The sequence below is a fragment of the Streptomyces sp. TSRI0107 genome (assembly GCF_001905845.1).
In the GTDB taxonomy this organism is placed as follows: domain Bacteria; phylum Actinomycetota; class Actinomycetes; order Streptomycetales; family Streptomycetaceae; genus Streptomyces.
Map to the genome: position 1 here is coordinate 63,406 of NZ_LIVZ01000017.1, position 25,844 is coordinate 89,249.

A 25,844-nucleotide genomic window follows, 5' to 3' on the forward strand; every position below is an offset into this window, starting at 1 on the left:
CCCGGCTCACGCCGGTACGTGCACCGTCTCCACCCGGCTCGCCACCAGCCGCTCCCGTTCCCGGCGGGCCGCCCGGCCGCGCAGCCGCAGGATCTGGCTGACGCCGAGCACCTGGAGCACGAAGACGGCGGAGAAGGCGACGGTGTAGTCGTCGCCGGTGGCGTCCAGCAGCACCCCGATCGCGAACAGGGTCGTCATCGAGGCGATGAAACCACCCATGTTGGTGATTCCGGAGGCGGTGCCCTGACGCTCCGGCGGGTTCGCCGGCCGGGCGAAGTCGAAGCCGATCATGGAGGCGGGCCCACAGGCCCCGAGCACCGCGCACAGCACCACCAGCAGCCACATCGGCGCCCGCTCGCCCGGCCAGGCGAGGGTCACCGCCCACAGCAGCGCCGTCGCACCGACCGTGCCCAGCGCGAGGGGCAGCCGCGCCCCGTGGTGCCGGGCGACGATCTGGCCGTAGACCAGTCCGATCGCCATGTTCGACAGCACCACCAGCGTCAGCAGCTCACCGGCCGCCGCGCGGGACAGGCCCTGCGCCTCGACCAGGAACGGCAGGCCCCACAGCAGCAGGAACACCATCGCCGGGAACTGGGTGGTGAAGTGCACCCACAGGCCGAGCCGGGTGCCGGGCTCCCGCCAGGACGTGACGATCTGCCGGCGCACGTAGGCCGCCCCCTGGTGCGGGACGGGTTCCGGTTCGTGGCCCTCCGGGTGGTCCTTCAGGAAGAGCAGCAGCAGGACGAGGACGACGACTCCGGCGAGCGCGCTGCCCGCGAACGCCTGCGTCCAGCCGATGCCGTGCAGCAGCCGGGCGAGGACGAGCGTGGAGACCAGGTTGCCCGCCATGCCGACGAGCCCCGCGAGCTGCGCGATCAGCGGACCGCGCCGGGCCGGGAACCAGCGGGTGCCGAGCCGCAGCACGCTGATGAACGTCATCGCGTCACCGCAGCCCAGCAGCGCCCGCGAGGCGAGCGCCATGCCGTACGACTGGGAGAAAGCGAAGCCCAGTTGTCCGGCCGTGAACAGCACGACCCCGATGGTCAGCACCTTCTTGGTGCCGAGCCGGTCGACCAGCAGGCCGACGGGGATCTGCATCCCGGCGTAGACCAGCAGCTGGAGGATGGAGAAGGTCGACAGGGCGGAGGCGCCCACGTCGAAGCGGTCGGCGGCGTCGAGGCCGGCCACCCCCAGCGACGTGCGGAAGATGACGGCGACGAAGTAGACGGCGACGCCGATCGACCAGACGGCGACCGCGCGGCGGCCGCCGGGCGGATCGCCCGGCAGTGCTGTGGCAGGCGCGCTCATCGGACCTCACCCCGCGCCAGGTGCGAGAACCAGCCGACGTGCCGGTGGACGACCGCGACGGCCGCCTCGGCGTCACCGGAGCGCAGCGCGTCCAGGATCTCCTCGTGCTCGTCGAGGTTCTTGGCGATGCGGTCGGGGTGGGAGTGCATCACGGCGACGCCCATCCGCAGCTGGCGGTCGCGGAGCTGGTCGTAGAGGCGGGAGAGGATGTCGTTGCCGCCGCTGCGGACGATCTCGGCGTGGAAGCAGCGGTCGGTGACCGCGACGGCGGCCAGGTCCCCGGCGGCGGCCTGTTCCTTCTGCTGGGCGAGCAGTCGCTCCAGGCGGGCGACGAGTCCGGGCGGCGCGGGCACGGCCTTGCGCGCGGCGTGCTCCTCCACCAGCAGGCGCGTCTCGACGACATCGGCGATCTCCTGTGCGGAGACCGGCAGCACCAGGGCGCCCTTCTTCGGGTAGAGCTTGATCAGCCCCTCGGCCTCCAGCCGCAGCAGCGCCTCACGCACCGGCGTGCGCGAAACCCCGACCGCCTCGGCCAGCTCGCCCTCGGTGAGCAGCGTCCCGCCCTCGTAGCGGCGGTCCAGGACACCATTCTTGACGTGGGCGTACACGCGGTCGGCGGCGGGCGGTTGCTTCACGGCCATGGTCATGCCGACAGGATAGATACAACACGTACGCATGAGCGGGAGCGTCCAACATCCGGACGTGCGGCCCGCCGTCCTCCCCAACTCACAGGTTTTTCCGGGGTCGCGTACAACCCTTCGCGGTAGTCACGAGTCACACAGGTGCGGCCCCGCTCTCTGCGCCAGCTCTGCACCAGGCAGATCTGTCGACCCGGCCGCACCACAGGCGCATCCGACGTAATCGGGGTATCTCACTTGATCACCGCCAACAAGGGCCTCAGCACCAAGGGCTTCCGTGTCCGCAGAGCAGCCGCCGTCACCATGACCACCGGCGCCCTGCTCGCCGCCGGCGCGTTCGGCGCGGCCCCCGCGCAGGCCGTCGCCACGCCCACCATCGCCGCCAAGGGCGGCTTCGTCATGAACGCCGCGAACGGCAAGACGCTTTACACCAAGGCCGCGGACACCAAGCGCTCCACCGGCTCCACGACCAAAATCATGACCGCGAAGGTGGTGCTGTCCCAGCCGAACCTCGACCTCAACGCCGAGGTCAAGATCGAGAAGGCGTACAGCGACTACATCGTCGACAACAACTGGGCCTCCAACGCCAGGCTCATCGTCGGCGACAAGGTGACCGTCCGCCAGCTGCTGTACGGCCTGATGCTGCCCTCCGGCTGCGACGCGGCCTACGCGCTGGCCGACAAGTTCGGCACGGGCTCGACGCGCGCGGCGCGCGTGAAGTCGTTCATCGGCAAGATGAACGCGCAGGCCAAGAGCCTGGGCCTGACCAACACGCACTTCGACTCGTTCGACGGCATCGGCCACGGCGCCAACTACTCGACGCCGCGCGACCTGACGAAACTGGCCGCCAACGCGATGAAGAACTCCACGTTCCGCACGATCGTGAAGACGAAGTCGTACACGGCGAAGACCATCACCACGAACAACACGGTCCGCACGATGGACCCGTGGAAGAACACCAACCCGCTGCTCGGCTCCTACACCGGCGCGACCGGTGTGAAGACCGGCTCGGGCACCGAGGCCAAGTACTGCCTGGTCTTCGCCGCCACCCGCAACGGCAAGACGGTCTACGGCACGATCCTCGCCTCCACCGACGCGACGACCCGCAAGTCGGACGCGACGAAGCTGCTGAACTACGGCTTCGCGAAGCTCGGCTGAGCCTGGTCCGTGCTCGACGCAGGCATATGGAAGGCCGCCGTCCTGGACCTCCTGGGCGGCGGCTGGACCTTCGCGCGGGTCGGTCCTGTCCCGCTCCGGCCCGCGGGCCCGGTACTTCCGGCCCGCCTCCCTCGAGGCCGGCCGGCCTCCCGGAAAGCGGGAGCCGCGCGCCCCCGTGGGGACACGCGGCTCCAGGGGTCCTACGCCCAGGTGATCAGCCGCTTGGGCTGCTCCAGGATCGCCGCCACGTCGGCCAGCACCTTGGAGCCCAGTTCGCCGTCGACCAGGCGGTGGTCGAAGGACAGCGCCAGGGTGGTGACCTGACGCGGCTTCACCTTGCCCTTGTGCACCCACGGCTGGAGCTTGATCGCGCCGACCGCGAGGATCGCGGACTCGCCGGGGTTGAGGATCGGCGTACCGGTGTCGACGCCGAAGACGCCGACGTTGGTGATGGTGATCGTGCCGCCCTGCATGGCCGCAGGGGACGTCCGGCCCTCGCGTGCCGTGCCCACCAGCTCGCCCAGGGACTCGGCCAGCTGCGGCAGCGTCTTGTCGTGGGCGTCCTTGATGTTCGGGACGATCAGACCGCGCGGGGTGGCCGCGGCGATGCCCAGGTTCACGTAGTGCTTGACCACGATCTCCTGCGCCGCCTCGTCCCAGGACGCGTTGATGTCCGGGTTGCGCTTGACGGCCACCAGCAGGGCCTTGGCGATCAGCAGCAGCGGGTTCACCCGCAGCCCGCTGAACTCCTTGTCCTGCTTCAGCTCCTCGACCAGCCGCATGGTGCGCGTGACGTCGACCGTCACGAACTCCGTGACATGCGGCGCGGTGAACGCCGAGCCGACCATCGCCGCGGCCGTCGCCTTGCGGACGCCCTTGACCGGGATACGGGTCTCGCGCGCCGCGTCGTACGCGGCGACCGGCGCCGGTGCCTGGGCGGCTGCCGGAGCCTGGGCGGGGGCCGGGGCCGCGGGTGCGGCGGCCGGGGCCTGGGCGGGGGCCTGCGGCGGGGCCACCGCCGCGTGCACGTCCTCGCGCGTGATGATGCCGTCGGGGCCGGTCGGGACGACCGTGGCGAGGTCGACGCCGAGGTCCTTGGCCAGCTTCCGCACCGGGGGCTTGGCCAGGGGGCGCTGCTGGGCCACCGCGGCGGCCTGAGCGGGAGCGGGCGGCTGGGCGGGCGGGGCCGGGGTGGCGCCACCGTGGCCGTTCAGCTCCGTCTGGATCGCCGTCGAGACCTGCCGGGCCGGGACCTCGGCGCCCTTGCGCGGGCGGCGCTTGGTCGACGAGGCGGCCACGCCGTAGCCGACCAGCACCGGCTGGCGGCCCTCGGGCTGCGGCTCCTTTGCCGCGGGCGCCTCCGCCACGGCCGGCGCGGGCTGGGGTGCCTCGCCGGCCGGGGCACCGCCCGCCACCTCGACCGCGATGATCGACGTGCCCACGTCGACCGTGGTGCCCTCGGGGAAGTGCAGCGCGCGGACCACGCCGTCGTAGGGGATGGGCAGCTCGACGGCGGCCTTGGCCGTCTCCACCTCGCAGACGATCTGCCCGTCGGTGACCGTGTCACCGGGCTGGACGTACCACTTGAGGATCTCGGCCTCGGTGAGGCCCTCGCCCACGTCCGGCATCTTGAACTCGCGTACGGACGCTTCCGTCATCGTCGTCACGACCCTCTCCTCAGTACGCCAGGGCACGGTCGACGGCGTCGAGCACCCGGTCCAGGCCCGGCAGGTACTCCTCCTCCAGACGCGCCGGCGGGTACGGGGCGTGGTAGCCGCCGACCCGGAGCACCGGGGCCTCCAGGTGGTAGAAGCAGCGCTCCGTGATCCGGGCGGCGATCTCCGCGCCGGAGCCGAAGAACACCGGCGCCTCGTGGACGACGACCAGTCGGCGGGTCTTCTCCACGGAGGCCTGGATGGCGTCGAAGTCGAGCGGCGAGACCGAGCGCAGGTCCAGGACCTCGAGGGACTTGCCCTCCTCGGCGGCCGCGGCGGCGGCCTCCAGGCAGGTCTTCACCATCGGGCCGTAGGCGGCCAGGGTGAGGTCGGTGCCCTCGCGGACCACGCGCGCGCCGTGCAGCGGGCCGGGGATGGCCTCGGTGTTGACCTCGCCCTTGTCCCAGTAGCGCCGCTTGGGCTCGAAGAAGATCACCGGGTCGTCGCTCTGGATGGCCTGCTGCATCATCCAGTACGCGTCGGAGGCGTTGGACGGGCTGACGATCTTCAGACCCGCCACATGCGCGAAGAGCGCCTCCGGGGACTCCGAGTGGTGCTCGACCGCGCCGATGCCGCCGCCGTAGGGGATGCGGACGACGACGGGCATCTTGACCTTGCCCAGCGAGCGGGCGTGCATCTTCGCGAGCTGCGTGACGATCTGGTCGTACGCCGGGAAGACGAAGCCGTCGAACTGGATCTCGACCACGGGGCGGTAGCCGCGCAGCGCGAGGCCGATCGCCGTGCCGACGATGCCGGACTCGGCGAGGGGGGTGTCGATGACGCGGCTCTCGCCGAAGTCCTTCTGGAGGCCGTCGGTCACCCGGAAGACGCCGCCGAGCTTGCCGACGTCCTCGCCCATGATGAGGACCTTCGGGTCGGCCTCCAGGGCGTGGCGCAGCGACTCGTTGATCGCCTTGGCCAGAGCCATCTTCTCCGCTGCCATGTCAGACCCCCTCACCCGCGGCGAAGCCGCTTTCGGACTCCGTCGAGAACGACGCCTGGTAGGCGGCGAACTGGGCGCGCTCCTCGTCGACGAGCGCGTGTCCGTCCGCGTACACGTTCTCGAAGATGGCGAAGTGGTCCGGGTCCGGCATGGCGCGGACCGCCTCGCGTACTCGCTTGCCCAACGTCTCGCTCTCCGCGTCGAGTTCCGCGAAGAATCCCTCGTCCGCGTGGTTCGATGCCTCCAGGTACCGGCGAAGGCGCAGGATCGGGTCCTTGGCCTCCCAGGCCAGGCGCTCCTCGTCGCCCCGGTACCGGGTGGGGTCGTCGGAGGTGGTGTGCGCGCCCATGCGGTACGTGTACGCCTCGACCAGGGTGGGGCCCTCACCGAGGCGGGCCCGCTCCAGGGCCCACTTGGTGACCGCGAGGCAGGCGAGGACGTCGTTGCCGTCGACGCGGACGCCGGGGAAGCCGAAGCCCTGCGCGCGCTGGTAGAGCGGGACGCGGGTCTGCTTCTCGGTCGGCTCGGAGATCGCCCACTGGTTGTTCTGGCAGAAGAACACCACGGGCGCGTTGTAGACCGCGGAGAAGGTGAAGGACTCGGCCACGTCGCCCTGGCTGGAGGCGCCGTCGCCGAAGTACGCGATGACCGCGCTGTCGGCGCCGTCCTTGGCGATGCCCATGGCGTAGCCGGTGGCGTGCAGGGTCTGGGAACCGATGACGATCGTGTACAGGTGGAAGTTGTTGCCGTTCGGGTCCCAGCCGCCGTTGTTCACCCCGCGGAACATGCCGAGCAGGTTGGCCGGGTCGACCCCGCGGCACCAGGCGACGCCGTGCTCGCGGTAGGTGGGGAAGACGTAGTCGTCGTCCCGCAGCGCCCGGCCGGAGCCGATCTGGGCGGCCTCCTGGCCGAGCAGCGAGGCCCACAGGCCCAGCTCGCCCTGACGCTGGAGCGAGGTCGCCTCGGCGTCGAAGCGGCGGGTGAGCACCATGTCGCGGTACAGACCGCGCAGCTCTTCGGGGGTGATGCCGGCGACGTACTTGTCGTACTCGGCGTTCTTGACGCGCTTGCCTTCGGGCGTCAGCAACTGCACGAGCTCGGGTTCGGTGCCCTTGGTGGCGCCGGTCCCCTTCTTCGCCGTCGTGCGCTTGCCGGCCGTGCTCTTCGTACTGGCGCTGCGTCGCGGTGTGCGCGCGGCAGTGCTCTCCACGGTCACGTGTGCTCCTCCGTCGGTCCGGCCCCCGGGTTCGCCGGTAAGGCCAGTGCGGCTCACCTTTTCTCGGCCTCCGGGCACGGGGTGGGTGCCACTCGGCCGGGAACAGGCGTGACAGGTGCCCCGGCGAGCGCCCTGCAACAATCACGTTACCCAGTGCTCCACATTTCTGTGAAACCCCTCCTGACCTGCGTTTTTGCTTGGAAATCCAAGTAAATCGAAAAGCCGGGAAGGAACCCTGGTCACAGCCTTGCAGGGGGCCGGAACACGGGCACGTTATCCCGGCCACCCAGGTCACGGGAAGAGCTGGTCTGTGACACTGACCTCGTGCGCGAAGACTGACAAATCAGGATATTCCTACGCGACGATCACGAGACGCCGGCCGGGAAACGCCGAGGATCATGGTGGGATTCGCGGCCTGACTCGGGGTCCGACTTAAGCCCGGACCCGCGGTCGGACTTTATGAAAAAGGCGCCTCGAAAGGCACACCGTGACGCCCTGTGACCGAATGCGATCGTCGGCGACTTCCTGTGACAACGCCCAGCTCACGGGCTCATTCGGTGCCCTAGCATCTGGCGCGTGCCGCGCCCCTGTGTACCACCCCCCGCCCCCCACGCGCCCCCGCTGCGCGCTCTGCTCCGTCAGTACGCCGCAGGTTCCGCCCTCGCCTGCGACCCCGTCGACCAAGGGCTGCTGAACCGCGGCTACCGGCTGTGCACCACCCGCGGCCGCTACTTCCTCAAGCACCACTTCGACCCCGACACCGCCGACCCCGCCGCGATCGAGCGCCGCCACCGCGCCACCCAGCGCCTGGCCGCCCTCGGCGTCCCCGTCGCGCCGCCGCTGGCCGGACGCGACGGCCGCACGGTCGCCGTCGTCGGCGGCCACGCCTACGCCCTGCACCCGTGGATCGACGGCCGGCACCGCCACGGCGGCCAGCTCACCCCCGGCCAGTGCGCCCGGCTCGGGGCGCTCCTGGGCGCCGTGCACGCGAGCCTGGAGCGCGTGATGCCGCCCAAGGGACGCACGCCCCCGGCCACCAGCCCGCACCCGGTGGAGAGCGCCGACCCCGCCGACACGTTCGACCTCATCGACGACCTCCTCGCGCGCGTGCGCAGGCACCGGCCCGCCGACTCCTTCGACGAACTCGCCCGGCACCGCCTCCTGGAGCGGCGCGCCCTGCTGGAGCGGCACGCGGACCGACGGCCACCGCGCGGCGGCTCGGTGGGCTGGGTGCACGGCGACTTCCACCCGTTCAACGTGCTCTATCAGGGCGACGCCCCGGCCGCGATCGTCGACTGGGACCGGCTCGGCGTACAGCCCCGCGCGGAGGAGGCCGTACGCGCCGCCGCGATCTTCTTCGTCCAGCCCGCGGGCACCCTGGACCTGCCCAAGGCGCGGGCGTACGCGCGCGCGTACCGGCGTTCGGCGCAGGCCACGCCCTCGGAACTCGCGGCGGCCGTGCACCGCGTGTGGTGGGAACGCCTCAACGACTTCTGGATGCTGCGCTGGCACTACGAGCGCGGCGACACCCGCGCGGACCCCCAGTTCCCCGCCGCCTCGGCGCTGGCGGTGTGGTGGACCCGGGAGTACGACGAGGTGTGCGGGGCGTTCGTGGAGTGACGCCCGCGCAAGCGTTGTTCGTCGATGTAAGGACGTCCGCGCGGGGGCGGATGTCGGTGTGAAGGGCGTCCGCGCGGGGGCCGATGTCGGTGTGGAGGACGTCCGCGCGGGGGCGCGAGCAACTCAGACGCCGCCGCCCCCGTCGGCGCCGCCGATGACGCCCGCGTCCGTGCCGGCGGTGTCGGTGCCACCGTTCTCGGTGCCGCCGTTCTCCGTACCGCCGTTCTCGGTGCCGCCGTTCTCGGTGCCACCGTTCTCCGTACCGCCGTTCTCGGTGCCGCCGTTCTCCGTGCCACCGGTGTCCGTGCCGCCGGTGTCGGTCGGCGCGGTGTTCGTCGGCTGGTCCGACGGGCCGTCGGTGAAGGACGGCTGCGGGGAGTACGAGGGGGCCGGCGTCGGGTCGTAGTTGCCCCAGCCGTCGCCGGTGCCCGTGTCCTGGCCCGTGGAGGTGTCCGGGGACTCCTCGGGCGTGTCGTCGCTCGGCGACTCCTCGGGCGTCTCCTTGTCGGTGCTCTGCGAGACCGTCGGGGAGGGCGAGTTGTCCGTGCTCGGCTTCTTGCCGTTGTCGCCGTTGAGGGCGAGCGCGACGCCCGCCGCGATGGCGATCACCGCGAGGACGGCGAGGATCCACAGCTTGCCGCGGCCGCTGCCCCTGTTGCCGTGCCCCTCGAAGCCGCCGTCGTCCCGGCCGCCGCCGTAGTTCGGCAGGATCTGCTGCGGGATCTGCGTGGTGCCGGAGGCGTCCACCGGGTGCGGCAGCACCGTCGTGCCCGCGAGACCGCCGGCCGGGGTGTGCCGGCCTTCGTGCGCCTCGACCGGGCCGGTGTTCCAGGTGCCGGTGTGGCCGCCCTGCTCGTACAGCATCTGCAGGCCGTACTGGACCAGCCCGCGCATCTCCTCGGCGGTCTGGAAACGGTCGTCGGGCTCCTTGGCGAGCGAGCGCATGACGAGGCCGTCCAGCTCCGGCGGGGCGGTGCCCTCGGAGACCTCGGACGGCGGCGTCGGGATGTCCTGGACGTGCTGGTAGACCACCGACAGCGGGGTCTCGCCGACGAACGGCGGGCGCAGCGCGAGGAGTTCGTAGAGCAGGCAGCCGGTGGCGTACAGGTCGGAGCGGTGGTCGACGGCCTTGCCGAGCGCCTGTTCCGGGGACAGGTACTGCGGGGTGCCCATCACCATGCCGGTCTGCGTCATCGTCGTGGACGCGCCGTGCAGGGCGCGGGCGATGCCGAAGTCCATCACCTTCACGGCGCCGTTGTCGGTGATGATGACGTTGGCGGGCTTGATGTCGCGGTGCACGATGCCGTGCTGGTGCGAGTAGGCCAGCGCCTCCAGGACGCCGGAGACGATGATCAGCGCCTGCTCGGGGCCGGGCGCCTCGGCGTTGTGCAGCAGATCGCGGATGGTGCGGCCCTCGACCAGCTCCATCACGATGTACGGCACCGACTGGCCGCCGACGAAGTCCTCGCCGGAGTCGTACACGGCGACGATCGCGTGGTGGTTGAGGCCGGCGACGGACTGCGCCTCGCGCGTGAAGCGGGCCTTGGAGACCGGGTCCTCGGCGAGGTCGGCGCGCAGCAGCTTGACCGCCACGGTACGGCCGAGACGTACGTCCTCGGCCGCGAACACCTCGGCCATGCCGCCCCGGCCGAGCCGGTGCGTCAGCCGGTACCGGCCGTCCCCGACCAGTCCGCCATTACCCCACAGCTCCGGCGCATCCGACATCCCGCCGCCACTCGCCTCGGGGTCGGACGGGCCCTGAGCGCGCTGCTGCTGTGCCATCAGTCCTCGCCGTCGTTTCTGCCCGCGGTGCGCGCGGTGTTGTTACGGTCTCCGTCGGCCACGCTACAGCCTCCGCGCAAGCCACCGGTCCGGGACGGGCGCCGTGACCGGCACGAGACGGACCGGCCATGAAACCGTGCGCCCGCGCGGTCGTGCAAATCCTGTGTACCGGGCGTACGGCCGCTGTAACGCTTCCGCGACGCTTCTTTCGCGTACGGTCACGGAACGGGCACCGAGCTTGACGTGTCAGTGGCCTGGGGCAGACTTGGCCGGGAATAGCACTTTCGATCAACGGCGCCTGCAGGCCGACGGGGGATACGGATCATGAGCCAGGACGGCGCACAGGACCGGTACGCGGGGCGTTCGCTCGCCGGCGGCCGCTATCAGCTGCGTGATCTGCTCGGCCAGGGCGGCATGGCCTCCGTCCACCTCGCGTACGACGCGGTGCTCGACCGTCAGGTCGCGATCAAGACCCTGCACACCGAACTGGGCCGCGAACAGGCGTTCCGCGAGCGGTTCCGCCGCGAGGCCCAGGCGGTGGCGAAGCTCACGCACACCAACATCGTCTCGGTCTTCGACACCGGCGAGGACGACGTCGACGGCATGACGACGCCTTACATCGTCATGGAGTACGTCGAGGGCCGTCCGCTGGGCTCCGTGCTGGAGGAGGACATCCGGCAGTTCGGCGCGATGCCCGCCGACAAGGCCCTCAAGGTCACCGCGGACGTGCTGGCGGCTCTGGAGATCAGCCACGAGATGGGGCTGGTCCACCGGGACATCAAGCCCGGCAACGTGATGGTGACGAAGCGGAACGTCATCAAGGTGATGGACTTCGGCATCGCGCGGGCCATGCAGTCCGGTGTCACCTCGATGACGCAGACCGGCATGGTCGTCGGCACCCCGCAGTACCTCTCCCCCGAGCAGGCGCTCGGCCGCGGCGTGGACGCCCGCTCCGACCTGTACTCGGTCGGCATCATGCTGTTCCAACTGGTCACCGGGCGGCTGCCGTTCGACGCGGACTCGCCGCTGGCGATCGCCTACGCGCACGTCCAGGAGGAGCCAGCCGCGGCCTCCTCGATCAACCGCTCCCTGCCGCCGGCCGTGGACGCGCTGATCGCCCGCGCGCTGAAGAAGAACCCCAACGAGCGTTTCCCCACGGCCGAGTCGATGCGCGACGAGTGCCTGCGGGTCGCGGCCTCCGTCCAGGCGGCCCCGCCGAGCATCGTGCCGGGCGCCCCCACGCAGAGCGGCGCGGGCGTCGGCTCCGCCGTCTTCCCGCCGGTCGACCAGGGCACCCCGGCGCCCGTGAGCGGCGTCCAGACGCCGTACCAGCCGACGCCGGTCCCCAACCCGTACGGCACTCCGCCGCCGGCGCCCCAGCCGTCGTACGGCTACCCGCAGCAGGGCGGCTACCAGACGCCGGCGCCGACGCCGTCCCCGTACGCCGCGCAGCCGACGCCGGCGTACAACCTCACCCCGCAGCCGCCGGCCCCCTCGGCCTCCGGTGGGCGCAAGAGCAACAAGCCGGTGATCCTCGGCTCCGCCATCGTGGCCGTGCTCGCGGTCGGCGGTCTGATCGCGGCGCTGTCGCTGAGCGGCGGCGGCGGTGAGGAGGAGCGGGGCAAGGGCGGCGACGCCAGCCCTTCGGCCACGGTGACGCAGAAGCCGGGGTACCGCGGGCCGGACACCTCTCGGACGATCGAGACGACCGAGTGCACCGAGCCCCAGGAGTCGTACAACGACCCCGACAAGATCAAGATCCCGGACTTCCAGTTCAAGAACATCACGTCGGTCAAGGCGTGCCTGCGGGCCGCGGGCTGGCAGGTGGAGGTCAAGGACCAGGACGAGAACACCTACGGCGACGGCACGGTCATGAGCCAGTTCCCGGCCGCGGGCACGGACGTCGATCCCGAGGAGACCGTCCAGATCCAGCTCTACGTCTCGACCGGCAACCCGGCGTCCTGACGGACCCGGGGATGAGAAAGGGCCCGGCGTGATGCCGGGCCTTTCTCGGTCGTACGGCTGGTGAGTGCGGCGGACGGTTTACAGGTACGGGCCGCCCTGGCGGCCGCCCCCGCGCGGATCGTCGTGGCCGTCGTGGCCGCCGACGCCGGGCGGGAGCGCGCGGCGCATCTGCTCCAGCTGGGCCCGCGCGGCCATCTGCTGGGCGAACAGCGTCGTCTGGATCCCGTGGAAGAGGCCTTCCAGCCAGCCCACCAACTGAGCCTGCGCGATGCGCAGTTCCGCGTCGGACGGGGTCGCGTCGTCAGTGAACGGCAGGGAGAGCCGCTCCAGCTCCTCCACCAGCTCCGGCGCCAGACCGTCCTCCAGCTCCTTCACCGAGCTGGCGTGGATCTCCTTGAGCCGGACCCGGCTGGCCTCGTCGAGAGGCGCCACCCGCACTTCCTCCAGCAGCTGCTTGATCATGCTGCCGATCCGCATGACCTTCGCCGGCTGCTCGACCTGGTCCGTCACCGGGGTCTCGTGGGAGTCCTCGTCTCCACCGCCGCCACCGAGTGCCATGCCGTCCTGGCCCACGACCAGGATGCGCTGGGGGTTCTCCGGCGACCTTTCGTTCCTCGGCATCTCCATACGGTCATTCTCTCCCACGCGCGCACCGCACTGAATGACCCGGTACGGCCAGCCACCTGGCGGCATCCGGAATGCCGGGGTCTGCCCGGGATGTGAGGCTGACTCCGTGAGCCGATGGCCGCGAGCACTGGGCGCGGCGGGACTGGGAGCGGTACTGGTCCTGCCGGGGGGTGGTGCGGGGTCGTACGGCGGGGTTCCGGCGTACGGGGCTCCTGATTCGACGTACGTGTCTGTTTCGACGTACGGGCCTGTTTCGACGTACGGGCCTGTTTCGTCATACGCGGCCGTTTCGACGTACGGCGGCGTCTCGTCGTACGAGGGCGTTTCGACGTACGGCCGCGTTTCGTCGTACGTGGGCGTTTCGTCGTACGCCACCGTCTCGTCGTACGGGACCGTATCGACCTTCCGGACGCCGCCGCCCACCCCGTCCGCGGAGTCCCCCTCGCCCAGCCGGGCCGGGAACCCCGCCGGTGAGGGGCGGAACCGGCCCGGGCGGATGGAGGAACCCCTGCGGGAGCCCCCGAGGGACCGGCCCCCCGAAGACGCGGCGGACGAAGCAGACACTCCGTCGGCGGAACCCGCCACCGGCGCGCCCGAGGCCGCCGTGGAACGGACCGGCGAGCCCGTGCTGCGGATCCTGCCGCTCGGCTCCGGGATGGTGCTCATCGGGCTCGGCCTCGGGCTCGCCTTCGTCGGGCTGCGGGTGCGGCGCGGACGGGGCTGACCGCCGCGCCGCCGTCAGCGCGGCACCGTCACTCCGTGACCAGCAGCACCTTGCCGACGTGGCCGCTCTCCTCCAGCAGCCGGTGCCCGGCGGCGGCCTCCCTCATCGGCAGTTCGCGGTCGACGACCGGCCGTACGTGACCGGCGTCCAGCAGCGGCCACACATGCTCTCGTACGGCCGCCACGATGGCCGCCTTCTCGGAGAGCGGGCGGGCCCGCAGCGAGGTCGCGCTGATCGCGGCGCGCTTGGCGAGCAGGGCGCCGATGTTCAGCTCGCCCTTGACGCCGCCCTGCATCCCGATGATCGCGAGCCGGCCGTTGACGGCGAGCGCCTGGACGTTGCGGTCGAGGTACTTGGCGCCCATGTTGTCGAGGATGACGTCGGCGCCCGCGCCGCCGGTGGCCTCCTTGATCTCGGCGACGAAGTCCTGCTCCCGGTAGTTGATCAGAATGTCGGCGCCCAGCTCGGCGCAGCGGTCCAGCTTCTCCCGGGTGCCGGCGGTGACGGCGACGTCGGCGCCGACGGCCTTGGCGAGCTGGATCGCCATCGTGCCGATGCCGCTGGAGCCGCCGTGCACGAGCAGCGTCTCGCCGGGCCGCAGATGGGCGACCATGAAGACGTTCGACCAGACCGTGCAGACCACCTCGGGCAGCGCCGCGGCCTGGGTGACGGTCAGTCCCTTGGGCACCGGCAGCAGCTGCCCGGCGGGGACGACGACCTTCTCGGCGTAACCGCCGCCCGAGAGCAGCGCGCACACCTCGTCGCCGACGGTCCAGCCGCCGACGCCGGAGCCGAGGGCGGCGATCCGCCCGGAGCACTCCAGGCCGGGATAGGGGGAGGCGCCGGGCGGCGGCGCGTAGAAGCCCTGCCGCTGAAGGATGTCGGCCCGGTTCACGGCGCTCGCCGTCACCTCGACCAGGACCTCGCCCTCGCCGGGCTCAGGATCCGGTACCTCCGCCCAGGTCAGCGCCTCGGGACCGCCGGGTTTGGGAATCGTGATCGCATGCATGGAAGCGACGCTACTCCTCGGTCGGAAGGCGGAGGCGCCTGGGACATCGGGCGGAATCGCGGCGAAAAGCGTATGCGGGAGCGATGAGTTTGCGCGACGGTGGAGGTCTTCCCTTGCGTAATCCGAGTACGCGGAAGGACACCCACCATGAGCCAGCAGACCTCCGGCCTGGCCATCGAGACCGCGGGACTGGTGAAGACGTTCGGTGACACCAGGGCCGTGGACGGCGTCGACCTCGCCGTGCCGACCGGCACGGTCTACGGAGTCCTCGGTCCGAACGGCGCCGGGAAGACGACCACCGTCAAGATGCTCGCCACCCTGCTGCGGCCCGACGCCGGCCAGGCCCATGTCTTCGGCCACGACGTGGTCCGCGAGGCCGACGAGGTGCGCGGCCGGGTCAGCCTGACCGGGCAGTACGCGTCGGTGGACGAGGACCTGACCGGCACGGAGAACCTGGTCCTGCTGGCCCGCCTGCTCGGGCACGGCAAGAAGAACGCGCGGGAGCGCGCCGCCCAGCTGCTGGAGGCCTTCGGGCTGACCGAGGCGGCCGGCAAGCAGGTCAAGAACTACTCCGGCGGCATGCGGCGCCGTATCGACATCGCCGCGTCCATCCTGAACACACCCGATCTGCTCTTCCTCGACGAGCCGACGACCGGGCTGGACCCGCGCAGCCGCAACCAGGTCTGGGAGATCGTCCGCGCGGTGGTCGCCCAGGGCACGACCGTGCTGCTGACCACGCAGTACCTGGACGAGGCGGACCAGCTGGCGTCCCGGATCGCGGTCATCGACCGCGGCCGGGTGATCGCCGAGGGGACGAAGGGCGAGCTGAAGGCGTCCGTCGGCGCGGGCTCCGTCCATCTGCGGCTGCGGGACGCCGAGCAGCGGACCGAGGCGGCGGACGTGCTGCGCCGGACCCTGGACGCCCATGTGCAGCCGGAACCCGACCCGGTGGCGCTGACCGCCCGGCTCGGTACGGCGGCGAGCGACGACACCGCAGCCGAGCAGGCCGCGCGGGCGCTCGGCGAGCTGGCCCGCGCCGGGATCACCGTGGACAACTTCTCGCTGGGCCAGCCCAGCCTGGACGAGGTGTTCCTCGCCCTGACCGGACACGACACACAGGCCCCGAAGGACGAGGTGGCGGCATGAGCACCGCGGCGACCACGGAGACCAAGGAACTCGCCCCCGTCAGCGCCGAGTCACTGGCCGCGCTGCTGGTGGCGAAGGACCGGCCGCCGCGGCCGAGCGCCTGGTCGGCCTCGCTGACCTTCGGCTGGCGGGCGATCCTGAAGATCAAGCATGTGCCCGAGCAGCTGTTCGACGTCACCGCGTTCCCGATCATGATGGTGCTGATGTACACGTACCTGTTCGGCGGCGCGCTGGCCGGGTCGCCGAAGGAGTACATCCAGTTCCTGCTGCCGGGCATCCTGGTGATGTCGGTCGTGATGATCACGATGTACACCGGCGTCTCGGTCAACACGGACATCGAGAAGGGCGTCTTCGACCGGTTCCGGTCACTTCCCATCTGGCGCCCGTCGACGATGGTGGGCTACCTCCTCGGCGACGCCCTGCGCTACACCATCGCGTCCGTGGTGATGCTCACCGTCGGCATCGTCCTCGGCTACCGCCCGGACGGCGGGATCGGCGGGGTGATCGCCGGCATCGCGCTGCTGATCGTCTTCTCCTTCGCGTTCTCCTGGATCTGGACGATGTTCGGGCTGATGCTGCGCACCGAGAAGTCGGTGATGGGCGTCAGCATGATGGTGATCTTCCCGCTGACCTTCCTGTCCAACGTCTTCGTCGATCCGAGCACCATGCCCGGCTGGCTCCAGGCGTTCGTCAACAACAGCCCGGTCACCCATCTGGCCTCGGCGGTGCGCGAACTAATGGCGGGCAGCTGGCCGGCCGACGAGATCGCCTGGACGCTGGGATGGGCGGCGCTGTTCGTGCTGGTCTTCGGGCCGATCACGATGCGGCTCTACAACCGCAAGTAGCGGGTGCCGTCGCCGGCTTGGGCCCGCGCGCGGTCGCAGGCGCGGGTGGCGCGGGCCCGCCTCGGTGACAGAGGCACGGGCCCGCCCCGGTGACAGAGGCACGGGCCCGCCTCGGTGTCAGAGCTGCGGGCCGCCCTCGGAGATCTCCCGCCAGTGGTGCAGGCCGTGCCGGTCCTCCGGTGCGACCGCCGGCACGATGGTGATCACCCGGTCCGTCAGCTCCAGCCCGCCGACGGCCGGATCGTCGTAGCCGAGCACCCGGTGCCCGCGGACGACGCTCACCACCAGTTCCTCCGTCTCACGCGGGCTGCGGCCCACCTCGGCCCGGGTGACGGGCCGCTCGACGATCTCCAGCCCGCTGCCCTGCCGGATCAGGTCCTCCATCACCAGGCCCGCCGCCGGGCTGAGCACGGACAGTCCCAGCAGCCGTCCGGCCGCCCCTGCGCTGGTGATCACCTCGTCCGCGCCGGACTGCTTCAGCAGCGGCGCGTTCTCCTCCTCGCGCACCGCGGCCACGATCTTCGCACCGGCGTTGAGCTGCCGCGCCGTCAACGCCACCAGTACGGCCGTGTCGTCCCGCTGGGTGGCGATGATGATCTGGCCGGCCCGCTGCACCTCGGCCCGCTTCAGCACCTCGCTGCGGGTCGCGTCGCCCACGACTCCGCCGTAGCCCTCGGTCGTCGCGGCGTCGATCGCCTTGCTGCTCGGATCGATCACGACGACCCGCTCCTTGCGCAGACCGGTGGCGCAGACGGCGCGGATCGCCGACCGCCCCTTCGTACCGAAGCCGACGACGACGGTGTGATCCCGCAAGATGGGCCTCCAGCGTGTGGTTTGTGACGGACGGGAGATCGTCAGGAACCATGGTGCCGACTGTCCGGATCAGCATCCCAGGGGGCACATGATGAAGGGCGACGAACAGCCGCATACCCAGCGGACGGGGGCACCCCTCCTACGGGCCCTCTGGTACCGCTCGCGCAAGGAGGCCCGCGACGACGTCGAGGCCGGCCGCGCGATCACCATGCCCACACAGAGTGTGGTCCCGCCGCTCCAGCAAGTGATCAAACGCCTGGTCATGGCGTTGACGGTGCTGGTCATAACGGTGATGATCGTCTATTTCGACCGTTCGGGCTACACCGACAACTCCGACGGCTCCGTCGACTTCATCGACGCGGCGTACTACGCCACCGTCACCCTCTCCACCACCGGCTACGGCGACATCACCCCGGTGAGCGACAGCGCCCGGCTCATCAACATCTTCGTCATCACCCCGCTGCGGGTGCTGTTCCTGATCATCCTCGTCGGCACCACCCTGGAAGTCCTCACCGAACGCACCCGCCAGCAGGTCCGTGTCCACCGCTGGCGTTCCCGGACCCGGAACCACGTGGTGGTCATCGGTTACGGCACCAAGGGCCGCCATGCCGTCCGGACCCTGGTCGGGCAGGGCATCGGCAAGGACCGGATCGTCGTCGTGGACGCCCAGACCAAGGCGGTGACCGCGGCCGGCGACGACGGACTCGTGGCGGTCACCGGGGACGCCACGCTCACGGACACCCTGCTCAAGGCCGAGTTGCAGCGCGCCTCCCAGGTGATCGTCGCCCCGCAGCGGGACGAGACGGCCACGCTGATCACCCTCACCGCCCGGCAGCTGAACCGGCGGGCGACGATCGTCGTGGCCGTCCGGGAGGACGAGAACGTGCCGCTGCTGAAGCAGTCCGGCGCGGACACCGTGGTCACCAGCTCCAGCTCCGCCGGCCGTCTGCTCGGCACGTTCATGGCCAGCCCGCCCACCGCCCGGACGCTGGAGGATCTGATGACCCTCGGCAGCGGCCTGGACCTCATCGAGCGGACCGTCACCCCACAGGAGGTGGGCCGCACACCGCGCGAGTGCGACGACCTGGTCCTGGCGATCGTCCGGGACCGGAAGCGACTGGACTACGCCGTCGGCTGGCAGACCGAGCTGCGCGCCGGGGACCGGGTGATCGCCGTGAGCCGGCCGGTGACGGAGGCCGCCGAGTAGGGCGGTGCGGCCCGTAGGGCCGGTGTGGGGGCGTGTTTCACGTGAAACATCCCCCGATCCCCGCCGTCGCCCACGGCAGGTCCAGGATCTCCGCCTCCTGGCCGGGCTCGGCCCCGCCCGGGGGTACGACGGCCAGCGCGTCGGCCGCCGCGACGCCCCGCAGCATCGCCGGGCCGTTGTAGTGCAGCGGCACCGCCCGGTCGCCGCGCAGGGTGACCGGGATGAGGCGGGTGTCGTGCGGGTGCCCGTGGGCCCCGTCCTTCAGCGGCAGCGCGTACCGCTCCAGGGACGGGCGGCCGGCCAGGGCGCGCAGCAGCGGCTCGGCGAGGGTCAGCAGGCCGGAGACGGCGGCGAGCGGGTTGCCGGGCAGGCCGACGAGGTGCTGGTGCTCCTTGAGGCGGGCGAGCAGCATCGGGTGGCCGGGGCGCACCTTGACGCCGTTGACCAGCAGTTCCGCGCCGATGCGGCGCAGGGTGGGGTGGACGTGGTCGACGGGGCCCGCGGCGGTGCCGCCGGTGGTGACGATCAGGTCGGCCTTGCTGCCGGTGATCGCCCGGTGCAGGGCCTTCGCGTCGTCCCCGAGCCGCCGCACCGAGGTGACCTCGGCGCCGAGCGCCCGCAGCCAGGGCGGCAGCATGGGGCCGAGCGCGTCCCGGATCAGGCCGTCGTGGGGAAGGCCCTCGGTGAGGAGTTCGTCGCCGAGGATCAGGACGTCGACGCGGGGGCGGGGCACCACCGTGAGGGTGTCGTATCCGGCGGCCGCGGCGAGGCCGAGGACGGCGGGGGTGATCAGCGTGCCGGCCGGCAGCAGCTGGTCTCCGCTGCGGCACTCCTGGCCGCGGGGGCGGATGTCCTGGCCGTGGCCGACCTCCCGGGTGGGGTGCAGCCGGCCCTTGTCGTCGGTGATGCCGTGCTCGCTGCGCAGGACCGCCGTGGTGTCCGGCGGGATCCGGGCGCCGGTGGCGATCCCGACCGCCTCGCCGTCGGCGAGCCGCGCGGGCCCCGCGTGCCCGGCCAGCACTCCCTCGTCGCGCAGCGCCCACGGCCCGGGCCCGGCGACGGCCCAGCCGTCCATCGCCGAGGTGTCGAACGAGGGCAGGTCGGTGAGGGCGGCCAAGGGGGCGGCCAGGACCAGGCCCAGGGCGGCGTCGAGCGGCACCGAGGCGGGGGACCGGGGTTCGGCGGGAGCGCCGGTGCGGTCGGCGCGCTCGTTGCGGCCGACGGGAGCGTCGGCGCCGGTGCTGTGCGGGCGGAGGCCTCGTCCGGCCCGCTCGGCGATCGCGCGGGCCTCCGGCCAGGGGGTGGCGCGGTGGTGGGCATCCGGCTTGGGGGAGGCGGCTGGCGCGGTGGCGGGCGCGGTGGCCGGCGCCTCCCGGCCCGTCGGGGCGGTGACGTGGCCGTCTCGGCCGTGTGCCTTCTTCACGAGGGCCAGTGCCTCCTCGACGTCGAGGTCGTCGGCTTCCCCGCCGGTCCGGACGCCGGGGGCGGTCATCCGGCGTCCGGACGCGTGTCGGCCCCTGCGGCGGTTTCCTCGTCCGCCCAGCGCTGGGCCAGGGCGGCGGCCTTGCGGGCGGCCTCGGCGACGGCCTCGGGACCGCCCCCGGCGCGGGCGGCGGCGTAGCCGACGAGGAAGGTGGTCAGCGGGGCGGCGGGACGCGCCACACCGTGGGCTGCGTCGCGGGCCAGGTCGAGCAGGACGCCGGTGTCGACATCGAGGTCGATGCCCAGCTCGTCCTTGACCGCGGAGATCCATTCGTCCAACACGTGATCATGCTCCCTGATGCGTGCCCTTGCGGTGGCGATGTCGTCCCAGGTGTCGCAGTCAAAGGAGGCGACGGGGCCCGGGACCCGGGTGAGGTCGAGAGCGCCGGTCAGCCGGCGCAGCGGCAGCCCGGTGAGCGAGCCGTGCGCGGCGGTGAGCGCGGTCAGCTCGCGGCGCAGGGCGGCCGCGCGGTAGACGGCGACCAGCGGCTGGTCGCGGCCGTCGGCGTCGGTGAGCAGCGCGCCGTCGGCACCGCCCGCGTCCAGGGCGGCGCGCAGCCGCCGTACCGTGCCCTCGTCGAGGAACGGCAGGTCCGCGGAGAGCACCACGACGTGCTCGGCGGTGGTGTGCCGCAGCCCGGCGTCGAGCGCGGCGAGCGGGCCCGCGCCGGGCGGGTCCTCGCGGGCCCAGGTCACCGGCCGCGCGGTGGGGCGCGGGGCGGCGACGACGACGGTGGTGCGGGCCTCGGCACAGGCGGCGAGGACACGGTCGAGCAGGGGCCGCCCGCCCACCCGCACGGCGGGCTTGTCGGCACCGCCGAGCCGCCGCGCGGCTCCCCCGGCGAGCACGACGGCGTCGTGGACGGCGACGTCGTGGACGGCGGCGTCGGGCGCGGTCGGAGCCCTGTTCGAGGTCATGTCCCGAGTATGAGCGCCGCAAAGATCGTTGCCACCCCTGCGCACAGCATGTGGACAGCACGGCTGTGGCAGGGGTGGCGGGAGTGGGGGCAATCAGTCACAGGGTGCGCAGCAGCACCGCCGGCTGTTCGACGCAGTCCGCGACGTAGCGCAGGAAGCCGCCCGCCGTGCCGCCGTCGCAGACCCGGTGGTCGAAGGTCAGCGACAGCTGGACGACCTGGCGGACCGCCAGCTCGCCCTCGTGCACCCACGGCTTGGGGACGATGCGGCCGACGCCGAGCATGGCCGCCTCAGGGTGGTTGATGATCGGCGTGGAGCCGTCGACGCCGAACACGCCGTAGTTGTTCAGCGTGAAGGTGCCGCCGGTCAGGTCCCCGGGTGTCAGGGTCCCGGTCCGGGCCGCCTCGGTCAGCCGGGCGAACTCCGCGGTCAGGCCCTCGGCGTCGCGGGCGTGCGCGTCCCGGACGACGGGGACGACGAGACCCCGGTCGGTCTGCGCGGCGAAGCCCAGGTGGACGTGGTCGAGCTGGACGACCTCGCGGGCGGCCAGGTCGACGGTGGAGTTCAGCTCGGGGTAGCGGGCGAGCGCGGCGGTGCAGATCCGGGCCAGCAGGGCGAGCAGGGAGATCTTCGGTCCGCCGGCCGCGTTCATCGCGGCCCGGGCCCGCATCAGCTCGGTCGCGTCGGCGTCCACCCAGCAGGTGGCGTCCGGGATTTCGCGCCGGCTGCGGGACAGCTTGTCGGCGACGGCGCCGCGCACCCCCTTCAGCGGTAGGCGGGTGCCCCCGCCGAGAGCCGCGGAGGCGGCGGGCGGGGCCGTGGCGGCGGGCTGGGGGACCGCGCGCACGGGCGTCCCGGCCTGCGGGGCCGCCGTACGGCCGCCCTGTGCCGCGGCAGCGCGCAGGGCGTACTCCACGTCCGCGCGCAGGATCAGCCCGTCCGGGCCGGAGCCGGTCATCTCCCGCAGGTCCAGCCCGTTCTCGCGGGCGAGCCGGCGGACGAGGGGGGAGATCACCGGGATGGGGCCGTCGCCGTTGACGCGGCCGCCTTCGTGGGCGGCCGAGGGCTCGGGGGCCTGCGGGGGAGCGCTCCGCACCGCGGGTTCCGGGGCCCGCGGGGGCGTGGCGGCGGCCGGCTGCTGCGGACGGACCCTCGGGCGGCGGGCCGGGGGCGCGCCCGTGCCGTAGCCGACGAGGACGTTGCCGGAGCCCTCGCTCCCGCCCGCCGGGCCTTCGGCGCTCTCGGCCGCACCGCCCGGGGCCGGGGCCTCTGAGGCCAGGCCCTCGGAGGCGGGGGCGCCGACCGCGACCGTGATCAGGGGCGCCCCGACGGGCAGCTCGGTGCCCTCCTCGCCGAAGCGGGCGGTGACGACACCGCCGTAGGGGCAGGGGACCTCGACCATCGCCTTGGCCGTCTCGACCTCGACGACCGGCTGGTCGACGGCGACGACGTCGCCGACCTGCACCAGCCAGCGCACGATCTCCGCCTCGGTGAGCCCCTCGCCGAGGTCGGGGAGCTTGAACTCCAGCACCTGTGCCATCAGCTCTCGGCCTCCCATTGCAGACGCGCCACGGCGTCCAGGATCCGGTCGACGCCGGGCAAATGATGCCGCTCCAGCATGGGCGGCGGATAGGGGATGTCGAAACCGGCCACCCGCAGCACCGGCGCCTCCAGGTGGTGGAAGCAGCGCTCGGTGACCCGGGAGGCGATCTCCCCGCCCGGCCCGCCGAAGCCGCCCGACTCGTGGACGACGACGGCCCGCCCGGTCCGCCGTACCGAGGCGCAGACCGTCTCGTCGTCGAACGGCACCAGGGAGCGCAGGTCGACCACTTCCAGGTCCCACCCCTCGGCCCGCGCGGCCTCGGCGGCTTCCAGGCAGACGGGCACCGACGGGCCGTACGTGATGAGCGTGGCGCTGCGGCCCGGACGCCGCACCACCGCGCGGCCGATGGGGTCGACGGACTGCGGCTGCTCCGGGTTCCAGGAGTCCTTCGACCAGTACAGCCGCTTGGGCTCCAGGAAGACGACCGGGTCGTCGGAGGCGATGGCGGCGCGCAGCAGGCCGTAGGCGTCGGCGACGGTGGCGGGCGTGACGACGTGCAGTCCCGGGGTCGCCATGTAGTAGGCCTCGGAGGAGTCACTGTGGTGCTCGACGCCGCCGATGCCGCCGCCGTAGGGGACGCGGACGGTGATCGGGAGCGGCATCTTCCCGCGGGTGCGGTTGCGCATCCGGGCGACATGGCTGATCAGCTGCTCGAACGCCGGGTAGGCGAAGGCGTCGAACTGCATCTCCACGACCGGTCGCAGCCCGTACATGGCCATGCCGACGGCGGTGCCGAGGATGCCGGCCTCGGCGAGCGGGGTGTCGGTGCAGCGGTCCTCGCCGAACTCCTTGGCGAGTCCGTCCGTGACTCGGAAGACACCGCCGAGGGTGCCGACGTCCTCGCCGAGGACGTGCACGGCCGGGTCGGCGGCCATGGCGTCGCGCAGCGCCCGCGTGAGGGCCTGCGCCATGGTGGCCGGCTTGACGGCGACGGTGGTCATCGGTGGGCCCCTTCCTGGCCGGCCGCCAGCTCCGCGCGCAACTGGGCCTGCTGCTCGCGCAGTTGCGGGGTGGGCTCGGCGTAGACGTCGGCGAACAGGTCCATCGGGTCGAGCACGGGGTCCTGGTTCATGCGGGCGCGCAGGTCGGCGGCCATGGCCTCGGCGGCGTCCCGCGCGGACTGGATTCCGGCCTCGTCGAGCAGACCGCGGTCGGTCAGCTCCCGCTCCAGCAGCGCGATCGGGTCGTGCTCGCGCCAGGTCTCGACCTCGTCGTCGGTGCGGTAGCGGGTGGCGTCGTCGGCGTTGGTGTGGGCGTCCAGGCGGTACGTCACCGCCTCCACGAGGGTGGGGCCGCCGCCCGCGCGGGCGTGCCGTACGGCGTCCGTCAGCACCTCGTGCACGGCGGCCGCGTCGTTGCCGTCGACCAGGCGGCCGGGCATGCCGTACCCGACGGCCTTGTGGGCGAGGGTGGGGGCGGCGGTCTGCTTGGCCAGCGGGACGGAGATCGCGAAGCCGTTGTTCTGGACCAGGAAGACGACCGGTGCCTGCCAGACCGCGGCGAAGTTCAGCGCCTCGTGGAAGTCGCCCTCGCTGGTGCCGCCGTCGCCGACCATGGCCAGCGCGACCACGTCGTCGCCCTTGAGGCGGGCGGCGTGGGCGAGGCCGACGGCGTGCGGGAGCTGGGTGGCGAGGGGGGTGCACAGGGGGGCCACGCGGTGCTCGTACGGGTCGTAGCCGGTGTGCCAGTCGCCGCGCAGCAGGGTCAGCGCCTCGACGGGGTCCACGCCGCGGGCGACGGCGGCGAGGGTGTCGCGGTAGCTGGGGAACAGCCAGTCGCGTTCCTCCAGGACGAGGGCGGCGGCGACCTCGCAGGCCTCCTGGCCGGTGCTGGACGGGTAGACGGCGAGCCGGCCCTGCTTGGTGAGGGCGGTGGCCTGCGCGTTGTACCGGCGGCCGCGGATCAGCTGGGCGTACAGGGTGCGCAGCAGCTCGGGGTCGGCCTTGGCCGCTGCCTCGGTGCCGAGGACGCGGTAGGGCTCCGCGTCGGGCAGCAGCGGCGCGGGGTCGGTTCGGGGCTGCCAGGCGGGCGGCGGTGTGGGCCGGTACGCGCCCCGCTGCTCCATGACCGTCATGACGGCACCTCCTCGTGGGGGTGGCTTCGAGAGGCGCAGCGTCTGTGATGCGCCTCACCTACCGATTGTTCGGTCGTCGGCACATTTTGGCTACGGGCGGGTCCAGGCTGTGGACAAACGGTTCTGCACAGCCTGAGATGGACGCAGTACGTCCATGGTAGGGAGGCGGGGGGACATGGCATCTGAACAAATGGCCGAGGCCGCCGACACCGGCGCTCCCCTGCCGCCACCCCGCCCCCTCGACGCCATCGACCAGGACATCCTGCGGATGCTCCAAGCGGACGGCCGTGCTTCCATACGCTCCGTCGCCGAACGGGTCCACGTGTCGCGCGCCAACGCCTACGCGCGGATCAACCGCCTCGTCGAGGACGGCGTCATCCGCGGCTTCGGGGCGCGCGTCGACCACGAGCGCGCCGGGCACGGCACCTCGGCGTACATCACCCTGAAGATCGTCCAGAACTCCTGGCGCACGGTGCGCGAACAGCTGCGGCGGCTGCCCGGCGCCTCGCACATCGCCCTGGTCGGCGGCGACTTCGACGTCCTGCTGCTGGTGCACACCCCGGACAACCGGGCCCTGCGCGAGCTGGTGCTCACCCGTCTCCAGGCCATCCCGGAAGTGCTCTCCACCCGCACGCTGCTGGTGTTCGAGGAGGAGGACCTGGACCCGCAGGGGTGAACGCCCCGCCCGGCGTCCGTCAGCCGGAGGCCATCGCCGCCCCCAGCAGGATCGCGAACGCCGGCGGAAGCAGCGCGCACCCGAGCCCGGTGACCGCCGCGGCCATCCGCACGCCCCGCAGGGACCGGCGGTGCGGCAGCACCCAGGCGAGCACGAACAGGCCGGTCGCCCAGTACAGGATGCCGCCGAAGGCTCCGGGGCCGTCCTCGGACGCGAACCAGCCGTACTCCAGCGCCAGGAGCGGCAGACCGAACGAGGAGGCCACGAGGGGCGCCCGCCACCAGGTGGGATGGGCGGTGGAGGAGGACGAGGAGGACGGCACGTCGGCGGTAGGCATGTGTCCCACCCCATCACCGGCGCACCGGCCGGGCATCG

The 25,844-nt window shown here is 72.3% G+C and carries 22 protein-coding genes and 1 pseudogene; 8 read left to right on the forward strand and 15 right to left on the reverse strand.

Annotation, left to right across the window (positions count from 1 at the left end):
* Window positions 1-6: 6 nt before the first annotated feature.
* Window positions 7-1,308 carry an MFS transporter gene (locus AMK31_RS35485; protein ID WP_073944870.1) on the reverse strand — a complete coding sequence of 434 codons (1,302 nt, stop codon included), beginning with the start codon at window positions 1,306-1,308 and terminating at the stop codon, window positions 7-9.
* The gene (locus AMK31_RS35490) at window positions 1,305-1,955 is read right to left on the reverse strand and encodes a GntR family transcriptional regulator (protein WP_073944871.1); all 651 of its coding nucleotides are present in this window, start codon (window positions 1,953-1,955) and stop codon (window positions 1,305-1,307) included. The genes AMK31_RS35485 and AMK31_RS35490 overlap by 4 nt, the downstream gene beginning before the upstream one ends.
* Before the next feature lie 294 nt (window positions 1,956-2,249).
* On the opposite strand from AMK31_RS35490, the gene AMK31_RS35495 reads away from it, so the two are divergent.
* Complete coding sequence (locus AMK31_RS35495) at window positions 2,250-3,104, forward strand: D-alanyl-D-alanine carboxypeptidase family protein (protein WP_073944934.1); 855 nt, start codon at window positions 2,250-2,252, stop codon at window positions 3,102-3,104.
* A gap of 200 nt (window positions 3,105-3,304) precedes the next feature.
* Here AMK31_RS35495 and AMK31_RS35500 read toward each other — a convergent pair whose 3' ends face one another.
* Genes AMK31_RS35500 through pdhA (AMK31_RS35510) form a run of 3 tightly spaced genes read right to left on the reverse strand, consistent with a single transcriptional unit; the run spans window position 3,305 to window position 6,978 of the window.
* On the reverse strand, window positions 3,305-4,771 hold the full coding sequence (locus AMK31_RS35500) for a dihydrolipoamide acetyltransferase family protein (protein WP_073944872.1): 1,467 nt from the start codon (window positions 4,769-4,771) through the stop codon (window positions 3,305-3,307).
* A 10-nt stretch (window positions 4,772-4,781) separates the two neighbouring features.
* Complete coding sequence (locus AMK31_RS35505) at window positions 4,782-5,762, reverse strand: alpha-ketoacid dehydrogenase subunit beta (RefSeq protein ID WP_073944873.1); 981 nt, start codon at window positions 5,760-5,762, stop codon at window positions 4,782-4,784.
* 1 nt (window position 5,763) lies between these two features.
* The gene (gene pdhA / locus AMK31_RS35510; RefSeq protein ID WP_073944874.1) at window positions 5,764-6,978 is read right to left on the reverse strand and encodes a pyruvate dehydrogenase (acetyl-transferring) E1 component subunit alpha; all 1,215 of its coding nucleotides are present in this window, start codon (window positions 6,976-6,978) and stop codon (window positions 5,764-5,766) included.
* 576 nt (window positions 6,979-7,554) lie between these two features.
* Between pdhA (AMK31_RS35510) and AMK31_RS35515 the strand changes: the two genes are divergently transcribed.
* Window positions 7,555-8,598, forward strand: a complete 1,044-nt coding sequence (locus tag AMK31_RS35515) for a phosphotransferase (RefSeq protein WP_198948644.1) — start codon at window positions 7,555-7,557, stop codon at window positions 8,596-8,598.
* A 123-nt stretch (window positions 8,599-8,721) separates the two neighbouring features.
* Here the strand turns inward: AMK31_RS35515 and AMK31_RS35520 are convergent, their stop codons facing one another.
* On the reverse strand, window positions 8,722-10,380 hold the full coding sequence (locus AMK31_RS35520) for a protein kinase domain-containing protein (protein WP_079187071.1): 1,659 nt from the start codon (window positions 10,378-10,380) through the stop codon (window positions 8,722-8,724).
* 324 nt (window positions 10,381-10,704) lie between these two features.
* Here AMK31_RS35520 and AMK31_RS35525 point away from each other — a divergent pair, with 324 nt between their 5' ends.
* Entirely contained in the window at window positions 10,705-12,345 is a 1,641-nt protein-coding gene (locus AMK31_RS35525; RefSeq protein ID WP_073944875.1) for a protein kinase domain-containing protein, read from the forward strand.
* A 78-nt stretch (window positions 12,346-12,423) separates the two neighbouring features.
* Here the strand turns inward: AMK31_RS35525 and AMK31_RS35530 are convergent, their stop codons facing one another.
* Window positions 12,424-12,972 (reverse strand): bacterial proteasome activator family protein, encoded by a 549-nt coding sequence (locus AMK31_RS35530; protein ID WP_073944876.1) that lies wholly within the window; start codon window positions 12,970-12,972, stop codon window positions 12,424-12,426.
* Window positions 12,973-13,324: 352 nt separating this feature from the next.
* Between AMK31_RS35530 and AMK31_RS40560 the strand changes: the two genes are divergently transcribed.
* The gene (locus tag AMK31_RS40560; RefSeq protein ID WP_143204291.1) at window positions 13,325-13,696 is read left to right on the forward strand and encodes a hypothetical protein; all 372 of its coding nucleotides are present in this window, start codon (window positions 13,325-13,327) and stop codon (window positions 13,694-13,696) included.
* 28 nt (window positions 13,697-13,724) lie between these two features.
* Here the strand turns inward: AMK31_RS40560 and AMK31_RS35540 are convergent, their stop codons facing one another.
* Window positions 13,725-14,705 carry an NAD(P)H-quinone oxidoreductase gene (locus AMK31_RS35540; protein WP_073944878.1) on the reverse strand — a complete coding sequence of 327 codons (981 nt, stop codon included), beginning with the start codon at window positions 14,703-14,705 and terminating at the stop codon, window positions 13,725-13,727.
* A 147-nt stretch (window positions 14,706-14,852) separates the two neighbouring features.
* Between AMK31_RS35540 and AMK31_RS35545 the strand changes: the two genes are divergently transcribed.
* Complete coding sequence (locus tag AMK31_RS35545; RefSeq protein ID WP_073944879.1) at window positions 14,853-15,851, forward strand: ATP-binding cassette domain-containing protein; 999 nt, start codon at window positions 14,853-14,855, stop codon at window positions 15,849-15,851.
* Complete coding sequence (locus AMK31_RS35550; RefSeq protein WP_073944880.1) at window positions 15,848-16,696, forward strand: ABC transporter permease; 849 nt, start codon at window positions 15,848-15,850, stop codon at window positions 16,694-16,696. The genes AMK31_RS35545 and AMK31_RS35550 overlap by 4 nt, the downstream gene beginning before the upstream one ends.
* A 117-nt stretch (window positions 16,697-16,813) precedes the next feature.
* Here AMK31_RS35550 and AMK31_RS35555 read toward each other — a convergent pair.
* Window positions 16,814-17,524 (reverse strand): annotated as a pseudogene (locus tag AMK31_RS35555) (potassium channel family protein); the annotation flags it as partial.
* 76 nt (window positions 17,525-17,600) lie between these two features.
* Here AMK31_RS35555 and AMK31_RS35560 point away from each other — a divergent pair.
* Window positions 17,601-18,716: a potassium channel family protein gene (locus AMK31_RS35560; RefSeq protein ID WP_073944937.1), complete on the forward strand. Its 1,116-nt coding sequence runs from the start codon at window positions 17,601-17,603 to the stop codon at window positions 18,714-18,716.
* A 37-nt stretch (window positions 18,717-18,753) separates the two neighbouring features.
* Here AMK31_RS35560 and AMK31_RS35565 read toward each other — a convergent pair whose 3' ends face one another.
* The 5 genes from AMK31_RS35565 to pdhA (AMK31_RS35585) all read right to left on the reverse strand — a co-directional run bounded on the left by AMK31_RS35565 (window position 18,754) and on the right by pdhA (AMK31_RS35585) (window position 24,793).
* Complete coding sequence (locus tag AMK31_RS35565) at window positions 18,754-20,208, reverse strand: molybdopterin molybdotransferase MoeA (protein ID WP_073944881.1); 1,455 nt, start codon at window positions 20,206-20,208, stop codon at window positions 18,754-18,756.
* A complete protein-coding gene (locus AMK31_RS35570) occupies window positions 20,205-21,116 on the reverse strand; it encodes an NTP transferase domain-containing protein (RefSeq protein WP_073944882.1) in 912 nt (303 codons plus the stop codon). Before AMK31_RS35570 ends, AMK31_RS35565 begins: the two co-directional genes overlap by 4 nt.
* 97 nt (window positions 21,117-21,213) lie before the next feature.
* Window positions 21,214-22,656 (reverse strand): dihydrolipoamide acetyltransferase family protein, encoded by a 1,443-nt coding sequence (locus tag AMK31_RS35575; protein WP_073944883.1) that lies wholly within the window; start codon window positions 22,654-22,656, stop codon window positions 21,214-21,216.
* Window positions 22,656-23,660, reverse strand: coding sequence for an alpha-ketoacid dehydrogenase subunit beta (locus AMK31_RS35580; protein ID WP_073944884.1), 1,005 nt, complete (start codon window positions 23,658-23,660; stop codon window positions 22,656-22,658). The genes AMK31_RS35575 and AMK31_RS35580 overlap by 1 nt, the downstream gene beginning before the upstream one ends.
* Window positions 23,657-24,793 (reverse strand): pyruvate dehydrogenase (acetyl-transferring) E1 component subunit alpha, encoded by a 1,137-nt coding sequence (gene pdhA, locus AMK31_RS35585; RefSeq protein WP_073944885.1) that lies wholly within the window; start codon window positions 24,791-24,793, stop codon window positions 23,657-23,659. Before pdhA (AMK31_RS35585) ends, AMK31_RS35580 begins: the two co-directional genes overlap by 4 nt.
* A gap of 190 nt (window positions 24,794-24,983) precedes the next feature.
* Here pdhA (AMK31_RS35585) and AMK31_RS35590 point away from each other — a divergent pair, with 190 nt between their 5' ends.
* Window positions 24,984-25,469, forward strand: a complete 486-nt coding sequence (locus tag AMK31_RS35590; RefSeq protein WP_073944886.1) for an Lrp/AsnC family transcriptional regulator — start codon at window positions 24,984-24,986, stop codon at window positions 25,467-25,469.
* 19 nt (window positions 25,470-25,488) lie between these two features.
* Here AMK31_RS35590 and AMK31_RS35595 read toward each other — a convergent pair whose 3' ends face one another.
* Window positions 25,489-25,806 (reverse strand): hypothetical protein, encoded by a 318-nt coding sequence (locus AMK31_RS35595; RefSeq protein WP_073944887.1) that lies wholly within the window; start codon window positions 25,804-25,806, stop codon window positions 25,489-25,491.
* Window positions 25,807-25,844 lie beyond the last annotated feature (38 nt).